Origin of the sequence: Labrenzia sp. THAF35 (assembly GCF_009363595.1) — a bacterium.
GTDB lineage: Bacteria > Pseudomonadota > Alphaproteobacteria > Rhizobiales > Stappiaceae > Roseibium > Roseibium algicola.
Genome location: NZ_CP045382.1, coordinates 87,555 through 108,793 on the forward strand (window position 1 = coordinate 87,555; position 21,239 = coordinate 108,793).

A 21,239-nucleotide genomic window follows, 5' to 3' on the forward strand; every position below is an offset into this window, starting at 1 on the left:
ATTATCATGAAACTCGGGAGGAACCGATGAATAGACTTTTGACGCTTGCCGTGGCGGCGAGCCTCTGGGCCGGCGCAGCCTTTGCTCAAGATCTTGCCCCGCTCAATTCTGACTCTGAGCCAGATCGGATGGACTGGTCTGAACTGGAAGCAAAGTTCGGCGCATTTCCGGCAATCCCCGCCGGTACCAAAGCCGGTGGCGTTTCCAAGACCCTGACGAACGAATACTGGCGTTCGCTCGGCGAGGGCTACAAGGCCTTTGCCGATAGGGTCGGCGTCGAGAGTGTCTATCAGGCCGCGCAAAGCGAGGGAGACCAGCTGGGCCAGCTGACGATTGCCGAAGGCATGGTCACGCAGGGCTATAACGTTCTTCTCCTGTCGCCGCAGACCGACGCCAACCTGCAGCCGATCATGGAGCAGGCCAAGGCTGCCGGCGTGCCGGTCGTCAATGTAAACGACGCCGTTATCCCGCAAGCCGAGCACTATGTCGGAAACGTTCAGCGCGACAATGGCGTGCGCGTCGCCAAGTGGTTCATCGATAATCGCCCGGAAGGTGGCAAGGTTGCCATTGTTGAAGGACAGGCCGGTGTCTATGCGGCCGTGCAGCGGACCGATGGCTTCAGAAAGACAATTGAAGAATCCGGCAAGTTCCAGGTCGTGGCCAGCGTGCCCGGCAACTGGGATCGCCAGATGTCCTATGATGCGGCAACCAACATCCTGCAGCAGCATCCGGATCTCGTTGGCTTCTATGCTAACAATGATGGCATGGCGCTTGGCATCGTCGAAGCGGTAAAGGCCGCCGGCCTGCTTGAAAAGGTTGCCGTTTTCGGCACAGACGGTATTTCCGATGCCTATGCCTCGATCAAAGCAGGTGAGCTGACTGGCACCGTCGACAGCTTCCCGGTTCTGACCGGTGAAGTTGGTATGGAAGTCGCTCTGCGTCTCGTCGCCGGCCAGGATCTGCCGCGTGTCGTCGCAACACCCCAGGCGCTGATCACCAAGGACAATGTCGCCGAGTTCCAGGGCGAAGGCGTCGATCTTCGTGCCGTGCTGATGAAGGCTGCCGGCAAGTAAGGCCTCCCAAGGCAGGTGGTCGGTCCGCTCTGGACCGGCCGCCGATCCTCACGAAGGGCACAGAGATCATGACCACTGCCAGACTAGCTTTCGAAGGCATGACGAAGGTGTTTCCGAGCGTACGTGCCCTGTCCGATGTCTCCTTTCAGATTGCACCCGGCGAAATCCATGCACTGCTTGGTGAAAACGGGGCAGGTAAGTCGACCCTGCTGCGTATCTTGTCCGGGGTCTTCAAGCCGACAAGCGGGCAGCTTTTGATCGATGGCGTGGCTCAGGCCTTCAGGACACCTGAGAGCGCTCGCCTTGCCGGTGTTGCGATGATTCACCAGGAACTGCAGCAAGTGCCGCACCTGACCGTCGCCCAGAACATGTTCCTAGGGCACCCGATTACCTGGGCAGGTGGGCTCTTGGTAAACCGGCGCGAGCAGGAAAGGCGGGCTGCCGAAGCGCTAGCGATGATCGATGCTTCGATTGATCCCGCAGCGCCGATATCGTCACTGAAAGTGGCGCAGCGGCAGGTGGTCGAAATCGCCCGCGCTTTGCTCGACAAGGCCAAGATTATTGCCATGGACGAGCCAACTTCAAGCCTCACGCCGAGCGAATTTGAGAGCCTTGCGGAGGTCATCAAGCGGTTAGCCGCGAGCGGCGTAACAATCATCTATGTTTCCCACAAGATGGACGAGGTATTCGGAATCTGCGAGCGCGCAAGCGTGATGCGGGACGGCCGGCTGGTTGGTGTCGTTGACCTCAAGCAGACTGAGCCGGCCGACGTCATCTCGATGATGGTCGGCAGGGAACTGCAGGCAGAAGAGCATGTGTCCCACGCGACCCGGGATGTCCGTATCGAAGCGCGCAATCTCTCCTCTGCCAAGGTCCGGGATGTTTCCTTTGACCTACACAAGGGGGAAGTGCTCGGCATTGCCGGTTTGGTTGGTTCTGGCCGCACGGAACTGCTTCGTCTCATCGCGGGTGCCGATAGGGCGACTGGCGGAACCATCCAGATCGACGGGTCGACCCTGACACTTTCCAATCCGCGTGCTGCCATTGCGGCGGGTATTGGCCTTCTGCCTGAGGAACGCAAGCGTGAAGGCATAATTCCCGGCCGTTCGGTTACCAACAATGTCGCGCTGCCATCGATGAAACGTTTCGCGCCCGCTGGCATCATCCGGCATGGGGCCTTGAGGCGTACAGCGGCCGAATTGTTGACCCGCGTCAACCTTCGCCCGTTTCTGCTCGATCGACCAATTCGCCTGTTCAGTGGTGGCAATCAGCAGAAGGCAATCATTGCCCGGTGGCTGGCCGCGGGATCCAAGATTTTGCTGTTCGACGAGCCGACACGTGGCATCGATGTCGGTGCCAAGTCCGAAATCTACAATCTCATCGAGGAACTCGCCTGCGAAGGTCATTCCGTGGTGGTCGTTTCATCTGAACTCCCCGAAGTCATGCGTGTGTCCGACAGGGTCCTCGTCATGCGCGAGGGGACGGTGGTGGCCGAACTGCAGCGCGAAGAACTCACAGAGCAAGCCATTGTTTCTCATGCCGTCGGCAAGGGACTTCGTGCCCCCGCCCGGCAAAGCCAACAGGAATGAATGTCATGTCCGATACAACGCTTCATGCGGCCGCAACACAGTCGAAACTGCTTGGATCATTGTCTCTTCGCGATGCCGGCACTTTGATCGGACTGATTATCATCATCGCTATCTTCGGCCTGCTCGTTCCCGATTTCCTGTCGCAAAGGAACCTCGTCAACATCCTGCAGCAATCGAGCATCAATGCCTGCCTGGCGCTCGGTATGACGCTGGTCATCATCTCCGGAGGCATTGATCTTTCGGTCGGCCCTACGGCTGCCATCGCCGCCGTCATTACGGCAGCCCTTTTGGTCTCTGGTACGCCGATCCCGCTCGCTATTCTAGCCGGCCTTGGCATTGGCGTCATCTGTGGCTTGGTCAACGGTGTTCTCGTTGCCTATATCGGACTTCAGCCCTTCATCGTGACGCTTGGAACGCTCAGCACCTATCGCGCTATTGCCCTGATCTATACCGGAGGCAATCCGGTCTTTGGACTGCCACCGGAGTTCCGCTCCCTGTTTAATGGATCGGTCGCCGGCATTCCCAACTCGGTCCTTATGGTTGCAGTTGTGGCAATCCTTGCCTGGGTTCTTCTCAAGAAGACACCACTTGGCGAGTATCTGCTGGCTGTCGGCGGCAATGAAGAGGCCGCTTATGTGGCTGGCGTGCCGATCGCGATCACCAAGATCACGGCCTATGTGATCTCCGGTGCGTTGGCAGCCCTTGCCTCGATGATCCTGATCGGACGCCTGGGTGCTGCCGAACCTATCCTTGGCAACCTTTGGGAACTGGACGCGATCGCGGCTGCAGCCATCGGCGGCGCCTCCTTGATGGGTGGCAAGGGCAGTGTCGTCGGTACGCTTCTTGGTGCGATCATTCTCGGTAGCATGCGCAATGGTCTCACGTTGATGAACGTTCAGGCCTTCTATCAACTGCTGGCGACCGGCCTTATAATTCTCGTGGCGATGATGATCGATCGCGTAACGAGAGGCCGTGGATGAATTCCCTGAATGACTTGAAGGCGGTAGGCCCGCGCATCCGAATGATGATGCCTCATCTCACGCCCCTGGAGGCGCGGGTCGTTGAAACTGTGTTTGCGCTGCGCAATTTCACAGACGAAACGGCGCTGAAGGACATCGCGGCAGAAGCGGGGGTATCCGAAGCGATGGTGGTCAAGATCACCAAGAAGCTCGGTTTTTCCGGCTACCGAGACTTCAGGTCTGCCGTCACACAGTACAATCAGCTGCCGACTGCTGAAATGCATCAGGAACTGTCGATCGAGGATACCTCTCGCGAGATCATCCAAAAGGTGTTCCGGACCTCGATCAACGCACTCGAAGAGACGCTCGCGATCATAGACATGGACGCCTTCGATCGTGCGGCGGATCTGGTCAATCAGTCTGGGCAGCGTGATTTCTACGGTGTTGGCGGATCAGCCCAGATTGCCCGCGATGTCGCCCACAAGTTCTTGCGCATTGGCATTCGTGCCAACGTACAGGACGATTCGCATATGATGCTGATGTCAGCCGCGCTGCTCGGTCCGCAGGACATCGCTATTGGATTTTCCCATTCCGGCAATACGACGGCCGTCATCGAGGCAATCCAGTTGGCTCGGAAGAACGGCGCGCGAACGATTGCGATTACCAACTACAATTCATCCGCGCTGGCGCAGGTGGCCGATATCGTTCTCTGCTCCACGGCTCAGGGCTCACCGCTGATGGGGGAGAATGCCGCCGCTCGCATTGCTCAGCTCAACATTCTGGACGCCCTCTTCGTTGCCGTCGCGCAAAGGAATTACGGTGTCGCGGAGAAGAACCTGCAAAAGACAATGGCTGCGGTCATGTCGAAACGCAAAGACAAGATTGTGTAAGGAAGCATGTCTCAGGTCATCGTTTTTGGAAGCCTTCATTACGACATTATCGTCCACGGCCCAGGACGTCCACGCAAGGGCGAGACCGTGGCCGGCGAGCGCTGGTTGCCAAAATGCGGTGGCAAGGGTGGCAATCAGGCAATAGCTGCGGCCAAAACCGGTGTTATCACGGCAATGATCGGCGCCGTAGCCGATGACGAATTCGGACGCGTTCTCGTGGCTAACCAGGTAAGTGGACAGGTCGACAGCAGGTTCATTCGCGTCGTCGAAGGTGCCGGAAGCGGCATGAGTGTGGCGATTTTCGACCAGGACGGTGACTACGGCGCGGTGATCGTGTCGGGTAGCAATCTTGATTTGGGACAGGTCGATGTCGATGCTGCTGCTGAACTCTTTGCCCAAGGCGGCGTCCTCGTCCTGCAGAACGAGATCCCAGATGCGGCAAATGTGGCAGCGGCGCGGGCGACGCGATTGGCAGGAGGCCGTGTCATACTCAATGCGGCACCCGCGCGGGAGCTTTCGACGGACCTCATAGGGCTCGTGGACGTTATCGTCGTTAACCAGGTCGAAGCTGAGCAACTTACCCGGGGTCCGGTTGTAGAAACTCTTGAGGGCGCACTGGGTGCGGCCCGCCTTCTGGCCCAAATCTATCCTGTTGCCGTGGTGACAGCCGGCGGCGAAGGTGTGGCCTGCGCTACGGCTGAGGGGCTGGAGTTGGCGGTGCCCGCGCTTAAAGTGGAGCTTGTCAGCACGCATGGTGCCGGTGACGAATTTACGGGTGTGCTAGCCGCCGAACTTGCAAGGGGCATGGAGATCACAGTCGCCATTGATGCCGCCAATCAAGCCGCTGCTTCCCTTGTCAGCGGAGTGAGTCTGAGAGTCGGCTAGTGCAACGAGTACTAAGTTGAAGAATTGGTGTCATACGGCGCTTTCTACGGCTGAAGTTCCATAATTATGCTTATGCGATTTTTACTAACATGTTGATATAAAAGAGAAAATAGACTTTCAGATGGGCGGGTTGAGCCCTTTCTCCACTTAACCTGAAGCCCGTATATGGATGTGGATTAAATTAAATCTGGCCACTCATGAGGCCAGCTCTTGAACCTCTATGGTCCATGCTTCACCCATTGAGATTTGCTCCTCTCACCGCAATTGTGGGCACCAAGCGTTATAGCTGTATGTGCTACAACGCCGTCGGCGTCGATATCAGCAGCAAGGGACAGTGGCATGTGTGGCCGCTTCACCAATACGATGACCTGGGCCGAAATCCACGCCCTTTACAATATCCACGCTGAGGCCCCGCCTCCGTCGAACATGCCGGCGCGCTACAACATCGCGCCGACACAGAACGTCCATTTCGCCCACAAGGACAAAGCCGGTGACCTCGAAATCGACTGCGGGCGCTGGTGGCTCGTGCCCTTCTTCGCCAAGGAATTGCCGAAGGCCGCGATGTTCAATGCGAGGATCGAGACCGTCGACACTTCAGGGGCATTCCGCGGACCCTTCAAGTCGAAGCGCTGCCTCATCCCCGCCGATGGCTATTTCGAATGGACCACAAGCGAAGAGGACGGCAAGAAAGACCCCTGGCTGTTGCAGCTCCCTGACGGAAAGCCTTTCTCCTTCGCCGGACTATGGGCGCATAACGACAAGCTAGGCGTCACCAGCTGCACGATCATCACAGCGCCAGCCGTCGACCACATTGCGCACATTCATACGCGGATGCCCGTCATGCTGGATCCATCGGTCTACAAGACCTGGTTGGATGCCTCTGTTCAGGGTGCTGACGCGAAAGCCTTCCTTCTTGAAAACCAGATGGACAGCCAGCTCGAGTTTTATCGTATCGGCCGTGAGGTTAATTCATCTCGCTATGACGGCAGTGACACGAAAAAGCCAATTCTGAACTCCTTGTAGAGCTTGATAGCAAGGAGAGCCCCAATGAAGTCACTGCCCTATTCCGCGCCATTGATCATCGCCGGCGTAGCTTTGGCCTTATACGCCTGCAGCGCAGACGGAAGCGCCCCCTCCACGGCTTCAGCACCATGCAATGCTGAAGCCGCTGGAGCCCTCGTAGGCAAGCCCAAGCCGACGGACGCAGAGGCCATGCAGCTTTCCGGCGCGAAGACCGTTCGTCAGATCCAGCTAGGCGACATGGTGACCCAGGACTTCCGAGAAGATCGGGTGACGATCGAGACGGATCCCGCATCTGGTCGTGTTGTTGGAGCCACCTGCGGCTGATTAAGCTACGCGGGTCATGGTAACTGCTGCTTAACCACGAGGGCAGTCGCCCCCATAGAATCGGGGGGCTTTTGCGTTAGCTTCGGGGGGCGGTATGGAGCTATCTATGGGACAGAGCTTTTCTGCTTATCTGAAAACTGCGCAGACAGTCAGATCAGTCAGGCAGATACACACAATCACCACCGCAATATGCGAAGATCCCTATGCTTCATCGCATTTGAAACGCACAAGCGCGGCTTTGACGAGGAAGCTGGAACAAGTCATTGACCGGCCCATTGCGAGCGCTGCCTTCCTCGCCTCCATCTGGCGTGATTTTCGCTGCCTCAACACGCTCGTGGAGAGGGAATACTGCAGGCTGAACCTCCTTCTGCCCAAGGGTGAAACCGAGCCTATGGATGATTGGCTGTTCCTTAAAGAAAAAGGGCCAGCGGAAAGCCGCGGCCCTTAAGGTGTGGGGGTCAATAACCTCCAGAGGGGAACAGCCGACGCGCGGACTGGGAGGAGGGGTACGCACGTCAACTACCAAGCTATATGGGTCCCCGTAACACGGCCCGCAAGGCGACTAGTCCGAGTTTCGGTACGGACTTCTTTTTGTTGCTTTCCGTGTGGATCCTGTTCAGCGTGAGAAAGCCGCTGTAACAGGGCGTCGATGCGGCCGTCATTCAGTATCGGTTGATGATTGGCCTGTGCCGCCTTGCGAACCATGTCGCTACAGGCGAGCTGCCTGAATACGTGAGAATTATCTGTCATCGCTGCCCCTCCGCCGCCAGAACGCTGAGCGGAGTCACCGGTTCCGAAAGAAAGGAGCCGACGAATACGGAGAGGTTTATTCTCTCTCAACATCATCCAATTTCACCGACAAGGCAGGGTTTGCGTCAATGATGCGCGGTCCCCCCAATTTCGCCGCTGCGCAACGAAATCGGCTCCCCCCCCGCCCCGCAGGCCCCCTCCGGCGGTCATTGACCCAAACCCTCCCTTGTCGGTCCCGCACCTTTGTTTTCATTCAAAGGAGCTGACGATGACCACTTACGACCACATCAACGAACTGCGCGCCGAGCTTGCAGCGTCCATCGACCAGGCCGAGCGTCAGCAGATCGCAGCCGAGCTGGCGGCGGCCAAAGCGAAGCTTGCCGAAGAAGAGGCCGCATTCGATGCGCTGATCAGCGCCGAGCCGCCCCACTAGGGCGGCTCGTTCCAATGCCCGGCGCGTTGGGTATTATTGCGCTGTTACACGGTACCCTTCATCCAGGGCACCAGCCCCTACTCGATCGCGGTTCGAAGACGGTACGTCTCCCCTACCCTTACGACGTCATAGGCTTCCATAACCCGACCTTCGAAAAGCCTGTGCAGCGGATTGCGACGATCAACGTCAGACCCGACGATCACGCCAGCACAGACGCGGAAAATCTCCCGGGGCTCGATACCGCTGTTGTCTATCAGCAGCGCCTCATCAGCGTATCTGAGGGCGCTAGACAGCATCCGCAGCGATCCTTCATGGCGCCGTCGGATGATGTCTTCCGGAATGTCGTGGCCGCCCTTCTCTACCCGACGCTGAACACGTTCGATGTTGAGCTCAACTGAATCCAGGGCGACGTAGTAGAGGCCGACATAGTACCCAGTCGCCTGGGCTCGGCTCATCAGATTGATTGACTGTTGGCTGCTCAAGGTGGTCTCAAAGACGAACGACTGCCGGGTCTCGATCATCTCACGGATCTTCATGAGTGCCGCCCTCCCCGCTGCCATGGCGGCTGCCCGGCCATCCCTGGATCCTGTGAGCTGTTTGGCAATCTCATCAGCGTTGACCCAAGCACCGTCGAGCTGCAGCTTGGCATACGCCGATGACTTGCCCGATCCGTTGGGACCGCCGAGAACGATACAGGTTGGCTGGGACAAAGAGTGACGACCTCAGGCGGCAGAAATGCGCTTTCTCTGCTCAAATGTTGCCTGATCCTCGGCCTCATTCTGGAGGTCACGAGCGGAGATCGGCAGTCCCAAGCGACGGCTCTCGGCAATCGCTTCGCGGCCGATCTGCTTCAGGGCTTCCTTGTTCTCGTCAAACTTCTTCAAGAGCATTTGCGGTCTCCTAAGGAAAGAATATAGCGCAGAGCGAGCCCGTCGGCAAATCAGGACTTTCCCAGATGAAGGCGTCAGGCGACGCGATCAAAAGCTGCAGATCTGCTCTTTGCGCGTCTAGAAAGAGGATGGTACCCTTCTGAATCCGTTGCAACGGGAAGGATGATCACGCCATGATAGACGAAGTAGTCGACCTTTCGAAAACGCTGGTTTGGACTGTCGGAATGATCACGCAAGCCGGTCCTGATGAACGTAAGAGAGTAGTCAATGCTTATCGCGAAGCGCAGGACCTGGTTGCGCAGATCCCCAAAACCGACGAAGGCGCACGGCCTCGTATTGTCGCTTGCTTCCATCGCTCGGATAAATACCGCGCTTTCGAAGATATCGCCTGCGTTGGCTGGATCCTGACGGCGATCGAGGAACGCGTCAATGAAGGCGACCTTCCCGATTGGCGAAAGCTTCGCAAGGTCGTGAAGAACGCGGTGAAGCTCCTGTCGGACCCTGCCCCGACGCTTCACTGAATGCAGTCAGGTCCGGCACACATCCGATGGTTAGACATTGCTTTTGGCCTGGTGATGCGGAACGGTTTTGGCGGGGGAAGTCGGCCCCGGCTTCCGCTTCGCGGCGCTATGCTAAGCCTCCTGCGGCTTCCCATTATCCGTCAAAACTGTGTCGAGAATTCCCGCTTTCCCGCCCTTTAAAGAGGGGCGGCGCTATGCTGAAAGCTCCGATGTTCTTCATTGTCCTTCTCGGATCTCGGACTGGCGCCGATCGATCCGAGCGGTGCCTTCGCCAGAAGGGGGGAAGGACGCCGCATGAGCGCCGGCTATTCGCCAATGGCGGCCGGCGCGCGGTGGAAACCAGAGCCAACCCATTGAGTGCAAGTTATGGCGCGGCTTTCGCCGCGCCATTCCCTTTCTGCTTCTCGATCGTCCGGGGCTCCATCGCAAGCACAAGATCATGCACCATCTTCAAGGTCGTATCGTCGAGCTTTTTCAGGTGGTCGACCGTTTCCTCCATCAGCTGGTCTCTCAGGGCTTCGCGTGACTCGGCTTTGGAGTGAGAGGGCTGTTCGTTGACGAGAGGATCGAAGAACTCTTCCGGGGTGATATTCAGGACTTCGAAAACGTGGAGCAGGCGTCCGACGGTCATCAAGGATGAGGCGTTTTCGTAGCGGGCGTAGGTTGCCTCCTTCACCCCTAGCAGCATGGCCACTTTGGCTTGCGCAAGTTGTCTGTCGGTTCGCAGGTCACGCAGCCTTTGCGCGACCAGCAGATCCAGTTGGCTGAGATCGATGATATTTCCGTCGAGCGGCTTGCGATAAACCGGATGATCTTTGTCTGGGTCTACAACGCGTTCAAGTCCGAGATAGCTTACCCACTGCTCGAGTCCGAAACCTGCCATTGCCACCAACCACACTGGAATTTCATCGTTGTTCCTCCGGGACAATTAAAGATGGTGCCTCGAAAGTCTACCCTGGATAGCTGCTTTGGCGCATCGCTTTGCGACCCCGCTCTATGCCTTCGGCACGGAGCCAGCAGACACTGTCTCCGCCCATTCGGGTGACGATCGGTTGCGCTGCGGCTTCGCCTCAAATCAGTTTCATCGCAGGCAAAATCCGTTCGGAACATTTACAGCCTCGCCCGATCGACCCATATTGGCTGTTGATCAAGTCAGGTCGTGGCAAGTCTCTAGCCCTTTCTTGTCGCGTGCCTACGGAGGCCGCCCTGCCTCGTATCGGGGCGGCCTTTCCCCTCCCCTACTGCTCTTCACAGTAATCAGCATCAGCGGTTTGCCGGCCTAGGCCAGGATAAAGCAGTGACGCCGGAGGCGTCCTGTCTGTTTCTTTGATGAGGGAAAGAGGAGCGCTGCCCCCTCTCCCTCACAAGGGGAAAAAACGGTCTCCCCGTCCTTCCTTCGCGCAGCCTTGGGGCAGCGCTTTGTGCAGGAGCGCCGCTGACACGACGCCCTTTCGGCTTTGCCTCGGGCGGGCGAACCCCCTCCGTTTTTATCCCCTTGCCACCCTCTCCCCCGCTGCTCCGCGCGAAGGGGCTCCGTGGGCATTTCTGCAATAATACCCGCTAAGGGAAAGCGAAGTTGTTTGGATTGAAACGGTTAGCGCGGATCGGCCTGAAGCGTTCGAGGGGTCGGTCAATTTCGTTCCAGAGATAGTCGCCGGTGAGTGCGATATGAGCCCAGGGAAGTGGTGCGACTTGGGAGAGCAGCTCGGCGGGAATATCGATGCCCTGGGTGCGGACATAATCGACAGCGCGGCTGAGATAGACGGTGTTCCACAGGATAATGGCGTTGACGACGAGGTTGAGACCTGACGCCCGATAGGCCATGGTTTCCGCCACGCGGTTGCGCAGCTCGCCAAGCTGGTGGAGGAAGACCGCCCGGGCAAGGGCGTGACGGCTTTCACCCTTGTTGAGGATGGCATGCGATCTGCGCCGGAGCTTGGTGTCGAGCAACCAGTCGCAGATGAAGATCGAGCGTTCAATCCGGCCCATTTCGCGTAGCGCCTGATTGAGCCGATTTTGCCGAGGCGATGCGGCAAGCTTCTTGAGGATGACGGACGGCGGCACGAGGCCCGCGCCAATCGATGACTTCAGCCGCAAGACCTCATCCCAGTGCTGCTCGATGACATCCATGTTGACGGCTCCCGAGATCAGCGCCCCGAGCGGGTCGTACGCCGCGTCGGGATCGATGACGAAGAGCCTGCGATTGCCGAGATTGCGGATACGAGGAATGAGCCTATAGCCGAAGCCATGGAACATAGCGAATGTCGTTTCGGTCGCGCCGGCGGTATCGGTTGCATGCTCATGGATTTCGACGGAGCTTTCGTTGTGAAGGAGGCCGTCGAGCACGTAGGGCGCTTCGCTCTCGGACGCCTGGATCATCCGGGAGAAGAAGGAGGCGAAACGATTGGACAGGAAGCCATAGACCGAAGCACCTGGTCTTTTGCCGTATTTTGCATTGTATTCGAGGCTGGCTTCACCGCGCCCGCCTGCCGGAAAGAACTGCCCGTCCGAGGAGGAGATATGACCGTCGCCCCAGACCGCGGCGAAGGGATGAGCCTGCTGCGCATCGACCAGCACGGCGGTCGCCGTAGCATAGGTTTCCGAGCGCAGATGCCTATCTACCATCAGCATCATCTGGTGGATCGTGACGCCGCGTGAGCTTTCCGCCATGCGTTCAGCACCGGCGTTGGTGGCGTCGGCAAGGATAGCGGCCATCAGCGCCGGCTCGTCGTTCGCCGTCTCGCCGGTGCGATAGTGTGTGAAGCTGTCAAGGAACCTGGTCCAGCTGTGGACCTCGGCAAGCAGGCTGGTGATCCTGATCCGGGGAACGAGGATGTAAAGACGCCGGCTGAGCGCGACGATCCCGTCACGCTCCTCCTCGCGGATCGGGGAGACCGACAAACCCTTGTCGGAAATAGCCGCATCCGGAATGGCGTTGGCGGCCGCCGCCCTTGCCAGCTCTTTGAGTTTCGCGTCGAGCGTGGCGGTGCGTTCGGCTCGCCATTCGGCAAAGCTGTCAGGGATGGCAAGCCCGAGCCGGCCTTCGGCGCGCATCAGGGCAAAGATCGGTCGAGGCAGAAGATAATCCTCGAAACTGCGCCATGCTCGGCTGCCATCAACCCATATGTCACCGGCCCGCAGGCGCTCCCGAAGGTGAACGAGTACCGCCACTTCCCAAGCCCGAAGGTCGATGGTGACACCGTCCGAGCGCACACGTCGCCGCCACTTGCGCGTCATGAACGCGAACGGCACCTGCGCGGGTAGTTTCCTGCCACTGTAGAGCGCACGCAGATGATCCACTGCCTTCAAAACCGGATCATCGGGACGAAACGACCGGAAAGAGAACGCGCCGAACATGAGCCTGCCCAGCTTTCGCAGCGATTTGTGCCGCTCTATGAGCTCATCGAATTCGTCGCTGCGATCGGGGCGCACGACGGACCTGGCTGCGGCCACGCTGGCGGTCAATCCGTCCCAGCCGAGTGAGACTGCAATTGCGGATGCGAGATCGGTGTTGTTCTCACGGGCGGCCAGAAGCGCCTCGCCAAGCTTGAGATGATCGAGCGCCACCCCATCAAGAATCTCGGCTTCTTTCAGCCGGCGTTCTGTGCGGCTCAGTTCAGCCTTGCGCCGGGTGCTGCCGATCAGTTTGCAGAACATGTCGATCGCAAGGTCGGTGATTGCCGCCTGCCTCTCGATGACGAACGCCGTCAGCGTGGCGTAGCGGCGCTCGGATGTAAGGCGTCGTATCTCACGGGCATGCAGAATGCGGGCGTCCCGGGCGATGATGCCATAGCGGTTGGCATGGATCGTTTTACGTCGCTCATCGGAAATCGCCGCCGAACGCAGAACCTCAAGCCGGGCAATCAGGCCCTTGAGGTTTTTCAGTTTCGTCCCCTCCGGCGCTTCCGCAATCCAGCCGAGATGGCTCCGATCGCCGGACCGATCGATGAGAAGCTGATCAAGCGCCTCGATGGACGGTTGCTCCATGCCCCGGATCAAGCCGCGATAAGCCTGTCGTCGCGCTGCCGCCCGGCCCGCCATCGCCAGACGTATCAGCAGTTCCGGCACAGGAACGAGCAGCTTCCTCTCCTTCAGGGCTTCGATCACGGCCTTGGTGATCGGCTCGCCTTGTTCGGTAGCGGCTGCCTCGCGTGCCGCCGCGGTGATCAGGGATCGATAATCGCTCGCCCGGACGGGCCGGAGATCCAGTGCGACGACAATCTCCCGCGTATGTTCTCGACGGGTTTCCTCCCGCTGGGCATAGAGTGCGAACACCGCAGCGTCGATGCCCAACTGGTCGGCGACAACGGAGACGACTGCCTGAGGCGGAACTTCCCCAGCGCGGAGCGGACGACCGAGATCACGCACCAGGGCGAGTTGGATGGCAAAACCCAGACGATTATGCGATCGGCGATGCGCCCTGGCGAAAGCGATGTCCTCAGCGGACAGCGCATAGCGCGCGAGGGCCTCTTCATAAACATCGGGTGGGTCGAACAGAACGGTGCGCGACTGCGCGTCGAGGAAGGCCATCGGTCACACCCGCTCTCAAACTGGGGGAGCAGGCTCATCTTCTTTGCCCGGTCCGGTCCATCCGGTTCGCCGCAATGTATCGATGAGAGTCGAGCGCGGCACCTTGAATGTCCGACACACCGACGCCTTGCTGGCGCCGGCTTCCAGCGCCGCCAGAATCTGCTCAACCTTTTCGGTGTCGATCGTCGGTGGCCTACCGCCCTTGCGACCGCGCCGGCGTGCCGCCGCCAGTCCAGCGTTGACCCGCTCCGTGATCAGCACTCTCTCGTATTCGGCGAGCGTGCCAAACAGGTTGAACAGGAACGCACCGTGCGAATTCGTCGTGTCGATAGCTTCCGTCAAAGAGCGGAAGGCGACCCCGCGCATCTTCAGATCCTCAACGATTCTGATCAGGTGGGAGAGTGATCGGCCCAGACGGTCGAGCTTCCAAACGACCAGCACGTCACCCTCGCACAATTCCGCAAGGCAAGCCTTCAGCCCCGGCCGATCGTCGCGCGCGCCCGAAGCGCGATCCTGATGCAGGTGACGCTGATCGACCCCGGCCGCGAGCAGGGCGTCGCGCTGCAAGGCAACCGACTGCCGCTCATCACCGCTCGATACCCGCATGTAACCGATCAACATGCACGACAAACCTCAAATTCCGTGTTGCCGCACAGTCTCACATTCCGACAGGGTTTGTCGCGCAAATAATTGCCCAGTCACCCCGTCGATTTCGACCCGCCGAACCGCTACGCGGAAATCATCTGTTTTCCGTCACACCAAAAATCTCTTAGCGGGTAATATTGCAGAGATTCCCACGGAGCCCCTTTCTCTCCATACGTAAAAGTCGATCAAAGCGGTCAGATGAAACGCTCGACAAATGATCGTCCAAAGCTCGTACTTGGGTTTCTGTCTTCTTGGGCTAATGCAGCCCTCATTTGTAAAGGCACGCGCCGGATGCAGCCACGTGCCTGACCAGAGTTTTCGGCTATTGGGTACTCACAAAACGACCACTCTTGTGCCTAAAGGCACGCGTTCATAGAGATCTTCAACATGAGTATTGATCATCCGAACGCAGCCGTTAGAGACGGATCGACCGATAGAGGAAGGTTCGGTGGTTCCATGGATCCGGTACATGGTGTCCCGGCCGTTTCGATAAAGGTAAAGCGCTCTTGATCCAAGAGGGTTATTCGGTCCACCAGGGACACCATTTGCGTATTTCCGATATTTGCCGGGGTTACGACGTATCATGTTTGCGGTGGGACGCCAGCTTGGCCACTCCGCCTTGCGTTTTATTACCGCCTCCCCTTTCAGCGACAATCCCGCTTTGCCGACACCAATTCCATAGCGGCGCGCCCTGCCGAAACTCTGAACGAGGTAGAGGAAATGATTTTTCGTATCGACAACTATCGTCCCAGGAGGATAGGAAAAGTATCGTACGGATTGCGGTTCGAATTTGGGGTCGATCTTGAACTGTTTCTTGTCATGTGCATAAGCAGGCATGACAAAGGCTCCAACTGCTCCGACGGAGCCAATGAGTAAATTACGACGAGTAATCATCGCTTTTCTCCAAAAAATTACTAACGATCGCAGGAAGCTTTGCAGCGATAAAGCTGCCACGTGTCAGTAAATTCTTGGAGGCCTGTCTTCTGGCTTTGGATCTTTGGAAAAAAGGCCAAGCAATACAGTATCTTCCAAAACCAATTCCGCCTTCAAAAATCTCGGTTCCAACGAACCCGCAATTGACACGCAATCGACTCCACACTTGGCTAGTTTTTGAGACTTTGCTTGGTTGCTCGTTCGATTGCAGCACCTGAGGTTATGCGACGTGAGTGTTTCGGACACGATCGAGGCGTTTTGAACTGCTTTTTGGTCTGGAAGCACCGGCTCCCCGGCTGTCTGGGCAGCACCAATTGCGGCGGCGGAATGAAGCCCCGTATAAAACACAATCAGTATGGTTAAGACCCACTTACGCATTCGCAATACGTACAGATAAATTCTCAAGAAATCCATAACTGCGAAAACGGAAAATGAAATTTGAAACGCCAGCACTTTGACAAAGCTGTGAAATTGAAAAAAATCGCCTGCGTCACTTGAAGCTCTAGTTACTAGAGAGGCTATCTTGCAGAGAGAAAGTGCAAGAGGCCGCAAATGACTATACACCCCGACAGTTCAAAACTAATAGTCCGTTTCAGAGTCGAAGGCATGGATTGTGCCTCATGCGCTTCAAAGATCGACACCGCTTTACGCCGCTTGCCGGGGATTGAGGAGGTGGCAGTATCCGTGCCCGGAGCCAGTTTGTCGATCAGCCATGACGGTACGGTTTCCAAAAACCAGGTCATGCAGCGGGTAAGGCACCTCGGTTTTGGCATCGCGCCGGCCGAACCCATGTCGCAAAACCATGCGAGCCATGTTGCGGATCAACCATGGTGGAGGACACGCAAGGCTCTGTTGACGATTTCGTGCGGCATGGCACTCATCAGTGCTTTTTTGATTGGCCAACTAATTCCGGAAGCGGCGTATTGGGCGTTCTTGATTGCTATGCTAGTCGGTCTCGTTCCGGTGGCGCGCCGTGCGTTTGTGGCCGCCACATTGGGCAGCCCGTTTTCAATAGAAACGCTGATGACTGTCGCGGCGGTTGGTGCGGTGCTGATAGGGGCAACCGAAGAAGCTGCTGTTGTAGTCTTTCTCTTTCTGGTTGGTGAAATGTTGGAGGGTGTTGCTGCTGAGCGTGCGCGGGCCAGTATTGCGGGCCTCGCCGATTTGATTCCAAAGACTGCCTATCTGGAACAAGGAAATACCATCTCGGAAGTGCCCGCAGATAGGCTTTCTGTTGGCGACGTCATCGTTGTGAGGCCGGGTGATCGTATTGCCGCAGATGGGGAAATCACTGAAGGTTCGTCCGAGATAAACGAAGCACCTGTGACCGGCGAGAGTGTCCCCAGACGTAAGTCACAGGGGGACACAGTATATGCAGGAACCATTAGTCTAGACGGAGTTTTGCGCATCAGAGTGACTGCTGCCGCCGACGATAATACGATCGCCCGCGTGGTCCGTCTGGTCGAAGAGGCACAATCTAGTAAGGCACCGACCGAGCGGTTCATTGACCGGTTCTCACGCTACTATACGCCAGGGGTTCTTGTGTTGGGAGCTCTTATTGCGACGGTGCCGCCAGTCTTTGCTGGCGCTGACTGGAGCGAATGGATCTACAAGGGACTTGCCATTCTCTTGATTGGCTGCCCTTGCGCCCTGGTTATTTCCACACCGGCGGCAGTTGCCGCCGGTCTGGCGAGCGGGGCTCGGCGCGGCCTCCTAATGAAGGGGGGCGCCGTGCTTGAGGGTTTTTCAGCGATAACGGCGGTGGCTTTCGACAAAACCGGAACTCTCACAGAAGGACGGCCGGTGGTTACCGATATCAGGTCATTTGGGAGCAGCGATCAGCGGTTGCTGAGCCTTGCGGCAGCATTGGAGCAGGGATCGAACCATCCACTTGCTCTCGCAGTTTTGCAAAAGGCTGCCTCGGAGAATGCACCCATTCCGCCTGCATCCGAAGCACGCGCGGTCACCGGGAAAGGCGTCGAAGGGCGGGTTGGCGGTGTGCCGGTTTTTCTTGGATCCGCGACCGCTGCTCGCGACCGGGTCAGCATGACTGAAAATCAGATTGCGGTTGTAGATGCGTTCAATGCCGAGGGCAAAACTGTTTCTGTGCTGCTTGTAGACAACAAGGTTTCCGCTCTTTTCGCCATGCGTGACGAACCAAGGACAGATGCGATAGACGGTCTCGCTTCCTTAAAGACGAAGGGAATCCGCACGCTGATGCTGACGGGCGATAACACCCGAACTGCCACGGCGATTGCAGACACGCTTGGCATCGAGCCGCGTGCGGACCTTCTACCGCAAGACAAGCAACGGGTCGTGAATGAACTACGCGCGGACGGCCTGAAAGTTGCCAAGGTGGGAGACGGCATCAACGACGCGCCGGCTCTGGCCGCCGCGGATATCGGCATCGCCATGGGAGGGGGCACGGATGTGGCACTTGAAACTGCCGACGCTGCCATATTGCATGGGCGGGTGATGGACGTTGCCAAGATGATAAACCTGTCTCATGCGGTGATGAGGAACATTAAACTGAACGTGGGGATGGCTCTGGGCCTGAAAACTTTGTTTTTGGTGACGACCGTTTTGGGTGTAACCGGTCTTTGGCCAGCAATCCTTGCCGACACAGGCGCAACAGTACTCGTCACCGCAAATGCTATGCGGCTCCTGGCATGGAAAGGGGAAACCTGAATTCAAGCGGGTTGGGGCTGGATGCGCAGCGTTTTCAACAAGTGAAACAGCTCTAATCGACATTACCGAGACTAAATGAACGCCTTCCAGGATTTCAGACCAAACAAAACCGCCGAAGAAAACTTTGCGACAAAACTGTATCTTTGGCCACCGTCAGGTGCTTGGTGCACTTTGACGACCCAGTATGGTTAAGCATTCGTAGCCAATATTGATCGGGATATTTCAGCACCATTCGTTCACTTGGAATTTAGAGCCGGTCCGCCAAACTGGGTTTGCAGGTCTTCCCGGTTAGAACAATGATGTACCAATCACGTTTTCTGTGGCCGAAAGAGGTTTAACTGCCCGCGAGATGATTAGTTCAGGCAATGATCACGAAAGTCTATCAAATCAGCGAATTTTGCTGATCGATACCGTTCGCGGTGTTGCTATTTTTGGCGTTGTGCTTTTTCACTTTGTTTGGGATCTCGAGTTTTCAGGTTTAATCGACGGAATCGCGTTCCATCCTGTTTGGCTTGCATTCGGCCGCCTGCTCGCCGGAACTTTCATGTTTCTGGTTGGCGTGAGCCTTGTCCTTGCGCACGGTAAAGGACTCAAACTAAATAGATTTGTAACACGTGTGGCGATGATCGGTGCAGCTGCGATTTCGATTTCATTCGTCACGTGGATCGCATTTCCGCAGACCTACATTTTTTTCGGCATCTTGCACGCGATTGCGGTTTCTTCTCTTTTGGGTGTTCTGTTTCTAAATTTGCCCGCCCTGGTCTCACTAATCTCGGGAGCTGGCTTACTCATCCTGCCGCAGTTCTTAAAATTGGAACTGTTCAACACCCGGTGGCTCGCATGGATTGGCGTGTCTAGTTCCCCCCCACCCAGCAACGATTTCGTTCCAATTCTGCCATGGGCCGGATTGACCTTGATCGGCGTTTTTCTAGCCAAGATTTTTTACAAAAAGAGCGGCGATTCACGCTCATTTCCCGATCTGCACAATACCAAACTGACCAGGATCCTATCCTGGATGGGGCGCAACAGTTTATTGATATACTTGGTTCACCAGCCATTGCTCCTCGTTATCATTCTGCCCGTCGCGCGAATGCTTCGCTAAGGCAGAGGCTCCAATTAAATTTCACAACACCAAAAAAATTCATTGCTGAGACAACAAAGGTTTGTATGGGTCGGACAGCGCTGCTTTTGGTCTGCTAACCGGTACGGCGCTACTCGATGTTTTCCTCGCGAGGAATTCAGCTCCCCTTTCCAAAAGAACATTTCGAAACCTAGAGTGCATTCCACCGTCGGCGTAAGAACTTACGATATTGCCGCCCCCTTCCCGAAGTTGTTCAACTGAGCTTAGGTCAGCAGCAATCTTTTCTGAAACTCTTTGCGGTGGTTGTTCCAACTGCGGGCACTGTCCAAGTGGGCCGTAGTCAGCTCCTGGGTCCTTCGCTGCTCCAAAACGATATCTTCCTTCGCAAAATCGGAATTCTGGCGGACGCCGCAGGACTTCGAACGTGGTGGAAGCTTCTTTGAGGTCCAGCCAGAAACTGAGGTTTGGATTGTCGTAGTGCCTCGCAAGATTTTCAGGTGTCATGCGAAAAGGGAGTGATTGCACCTGCACGGAAGGTTGCCCGGCGCGCAATGCGTCCCGAACTAGAGCATACACTTCGGTGATTTGCTCGTCTGTGATTGCGAAGCACCCGGAAGACGAGCAGGCTCCGTGGACCATGAGCGCAGTTCCAGAGTAACCCTTCGCGCGCTCGAGTTTGTTCGGATACCCCAAATCAAATGAAAGGAAATACTTGGAGTTGGGGTTTAGCCTCCCGAGCGTGACTTCATATATGCCTTCAGGTGCCTGGCGATCACCTTCTGCTCGTTTGGGACCCAGATCGCCGGACCAACGACACATCTCGTATGTTTTTAGGAGGACATAATCGCCGGCGCGTCTTTTTTTCCAAACCTCAAGCTCACTTTCCTGTTTAAAAATTCGGATAAAAACGGGATCCGATCCCTTGACCCCTTTGTTGCGCATCAACGCCGTGACCTTGTATGGAATTGCAATTTCTCCGCGTGATTCCATTTCGAGTGACGAACCTACACATCCCGCGAGCAGAAGCGTGAAAATTGTCATGCTCACACTCAGCACCCTACGGGCGATTTGTGCCTGTTTAAACATCTCCAAATGCATAACTACCTGACACTTCGTTAGGAGACTCACATCTCGGGAGAGCTGTGTTCATTATTCGATTTCCGCGCTGTACGAATTCGTCGAGAGCTTTTGGCTCTCTCGCAACTCAGAAAGAACAGAGCTGTTACATATACAAGCACAGTAGCTGCACATTTAATTATCGGGAAAAGTGGTTATTATTTGTTTTTGACACTAGGGGGTTCGTAATCCCTTTTGCGCACTCGTCAAATTATTGCGATAGACAAGCCACACCAAACTTGCGAATACCCCTAGCGCGACAACGCTAAGCCAGCCCCAGTTACGTTCTACAGTCTCTACTATCGCAACACCAAACACATATCCAAACGCAACTAGCAACATGGTCCACAAGGCAGCGGATCCTGCGTTGAAAACAGTGAAACGCAACCAGGACATATTGCTTAACCCGACCGGAAATGCGCCGATCGTTCGCATACCTTTTGGATATCGGTACAAAAAAATGTATTTGGCTCCGTGCCTCGCAAGCAAGCCTTCAGCTCGTTTGACAATCACACCTAATCTTGGCAGCCGGCTTGTCAAATAGTCACCATATCGCCGCGCAAGATAAAACCGTGCTTCATCACCTAAGTATCCGCCAAGAAAGGATGCCGCAGATACTGCAAATATCGAAAGATCATCAGTGCTGGCAAAGATAGCAGCAAACAGCGGCAGAGCCCCACTTTTCATCGCACAATAAAAAAATAGTATCCCGTATACCAAGTACGAATTTACTCTGATCCATTCTTCAAGTGCGTCCATCGACTATACCCAGCCAACATATCGGTACTGTACATACGACGTTGGAACTGTGTTGGATTGTTTTTCCAAGGTAGCAGTGAGAGGCCCTCTGCGAGGGCCGTCTTTTTCGGCCGTAAGGCCATTCTCAAAAAGGTTGAATTGTCACGAGCG

At 56.6% G+C, this 21,239-nt stretch carries 20 protein-coding genes; 12 read left to right on the forward strand and 8 right to left on the reverse strand.

Annotation, left to right across the window (positions count from 1 at the left end; translation table 11 throughout):
• Positions 1–26 precede the first annotated feature (26 nt).
• The 9 genes from FIU93_RS30625 to FIU93_RS31545 all read left to right on the forward strand — a co-directional run bounded on the left by FIU93_RS30625 (position 27) and on the right by FIU93_RS31545 (position 7,926).
• Complete coding sequence (locus FIU93_RS30625) at positions 27–1,073, forward strand: substrate-binding domain-containing protein (RefSeq protein ID WP_152508039.1); 1,047 nt, start codon at positions 27–29, stop codon at positions 1,071–1,073.
• Between the two features lie 68 nt (positions 1,074–1,141).
• Positions 1,142–2,662, forward strand: coding sequence for a sugar ABC transporter ATP-binding protein (locus FIU93_RS30630; RefSeq protein WP_152508040.1), 1,521 nt, complete (start codon positions 1,142–1,144; stop codon positions 2,660–2,662).
• 5 nt (positions 2,663–2,667) lie between these two features.
• Complete coding sequence (locus FIU93_RS30635) at positions 2,668–3,642, forward strand: ABC transporter permease (protein ID WP_152508041.1); 975 nt, start codon at positions 2,668–2,670, stop codon at positions 3,640–3,642.
• Entirely contained in the window at positions 3,639–4,511 is an 873-nt protein-coding gene (locus tag FIU93_RS30640) for a MurR/RpiR family transcriptional regulator (protein ID WP_152508042.1), read from the forward strand. The genes FIU93_RS30635 and FIU93_RS30640 overlap by 4 nt, the downstream gene beginning before the upstream one ends.
• Before the next feature lie 6 nt (positions 4,512–4,517).
• Positions 4,518–5,396, forward strand: coding sequence for a ribokinase (locus FIU93_RS30645; protein WP_152508043.1), 879 nt, complete (start codon positions 4,518–4,520; stop codon positions 5,394–5,396).
• A gap of 339 nt (positions 5,397–5,735) precedes the next feature.
• Positions 5,736–6,419 carry an SOS response-associated peptidase gene (locus FIU93_RS30650; protein WP_152508044.1) on the forward strand — a complete coding sequence of 228 codons (684 nt, stop codon included), beginning with the start codon at positions 5,736–5,738 and terminating at the stop codon, positions 6,417–6,419.
• A 24-nt stretch (positions 6,420–6,443) separates the two neighbouring features.
• Entirely contained in the window at positions 6,444–6,743 is a 300-nt protein-coding gene (locus tag FIU93_RS30655) for an I78 family peptidase inhibitor (protein ID WP_152508045.1), read from the forward strand.
• 106 nt (positions 6,744–6,849) lie between these two features.
• Complete coding sequence (locus FIU93_RS30660) at positions 6,850–7,191, forward strand: hypothetical protein (RefSeq protein ID WP_152508046.1); 342 nt, start codon at positions 6,850–6,852, stop codon at positions 7,189–7,191.
• Positions 7,192–7,761: 570 nt separating this feature from the next.
• Complete coding sequence (locus FIU93_RS31545; RefSeq protein WP_173014038.1) at positions 7,762–7,926, forward strand: hypothetical protein; 165 nt, start codon at positions 7,762–7,764, stop codon at positions 7,924–7,926.
• A 77-nt stretch (positions 7,927–8,003) separates the two neighbouring features.
• Here the strand turns inward: FIU93_RS31545 and FIU93_RS30665 are convergent, their stop codons facing one another.
• Entirely contained in the window at positions 8,004–8,636 is a 633-nt protein-coding gene (locus FIU93_RS30665) for a zeta toxin family protein (RefSeq protein WP_152508047.1), read from the reverse strand.
• A gap of 12 nt (positions 8,637–8,648) precedes the next feature.
• Positions 8,649–8,816 carry a hypothetical protein gene (locus tag FIU93_RS31550; RefSeq protein ID WP_165222187.1) on the reverse strand — a complete coding sequence of 56 codons (168 nt, stop codon included), beginning with the start codon at positions 8,814–8,816 and terminating at the stop codon, positions 8,649–8,651.
• A 173-nt stretch (positions 8,817–8,989) separates the two neighbouring features.
• Here FIU93_RS31550 and FIU93_RS30670 point away from each other — a divergent pair, with 173 nt between their 5' ends.
• Positions 8,990–9,337 carry a hypothetical protein gene (locus FIU93_RS30670; protein WP_152508048.1) on the forward strand — a complete coding sequence of 116 codons (348 nt, stop codon included), beginning with the start codon at positions 8,990–8,992 and terminating at the stop codon, positions 9,335–9,337.
• Between the two features lie 364 nt (positions 9,338–9,701).
• Here the strand turns inward: FIU93_RS30670 and FIU93_RS30675 are convergent, their stop codons facing one another.
• The 4 genes from FIU93_RS30675 to FIU93_RS30690 form a co-directional block, all read right to left on the reverse strand.
• The gene (locus FIU93_RS30675) at positions 9,702–10,220 is read right to left on the reverse strand and encodes a helix-turn-helix transcriptional regulator (RefSeq protein WP_152508049.1); all 519 of its coding nucleotides are present in this window, start codon (positions 10,218–10,220) and stop codon (positions 9,702–9,704) included.
• A gap of 677 nt (positions 10,221–10,897) precedes the next feature.
• Positions 10,898–13,867 (reverse strand): Tn3 family transposase, encoded by a 2,970-nt coding sequence (locus FIU93_RS30680; RefSeq protein ID WP_072495413.1) that lies wholly within the window; start codon positions 13,865–13,867, stop codon positions 10,898–10,900.
• 15 nt (positions 13,868–13,882) lie between these two features.
• Positions 13,883–14,488 (reverse strand): recombinase family protein, encoded by a 606-nt coding sequence (locus tag FIU93_RS30685; protein WP_055971942.1) that lies wholly within the window; start codon positions 14,486–14,488, stop codon positions 13,883–13,885.
• 357 nt (positions 14,489–14,845) lie between these two features.
• On the reverse strand, positions 14,846–15,349 hold the full coding sequence (locus FIU93_RS30690; protein WP_077294877.1) for a L,D-transpeptidase: 504 nt from the start codon (positions 15,347–15,349) through the stop codon (positions 14,846–14,848).
• 648 nt (positions 15,350–15,997) lie between these two features.
• Between FIU93_RS30690 and FIU93_RS30695 the strand changes: the two genes are divergently transcribed.
• Complete coding sequence (locus tag FIU93_RS30695; protein ID WP_081450442.1) at positions 15,998–18,133, forward strand: heavy metal translocating P-type ATPase; 2,136 nt, start codon at positions 15,998–16,000, stop codon at positions 18,131–18,133.
• Positions 18,134–18,452: 319 nt separating this feature from the next.
• Complete coding sequence (locus tag FIU93_RS30700; RefSeq protein ID WP_286202352.1) at positions 18,453–19,235, forward strand: heparan-alpha-glucosaminide N-acetyltransferase; 783 nt, start codon at positions 18,453–18,455, stop codon at positions 19,233–19,235.
• Between the two features lie 39 nt (positions 19,236–19,274).
• Here FIU93_RS30700 and FIU93_RS30705 read toward each other — a convergent pair whose 3' ends face one another.
• Together FIU93_RS30705 and FIU93_RS30710 are read right to left on the reverse strand one after the other, a co-directional pair.
• The gene (locus FIU93_RS30705) at positions 19,275–20,255 is read right to left on the reverse strand and encodes a murein L,D-transpeptidase family protein (RefSeq protein WP_040450304.1); all 981 of its coding nucleotides are present in this window, start codon (positions 20,253–20,255) and stop codon (positions 19,275–19,277) included.
• Positions 20,256–20,504: 249 nt separating this feature from the next.
• Positions 20,505–21,089, reverse strand: a complete 585-nt coding sequence (locus tag FIU93_RS30710) for a DedA family protein (RefSeq protein ID WP_152508050.1) — start codon at positions 21,087–21,089, stop codon at positions 20,505–20,507.
• Positions 21,090–21,239 lie beyond the last annotated feature (150 nt).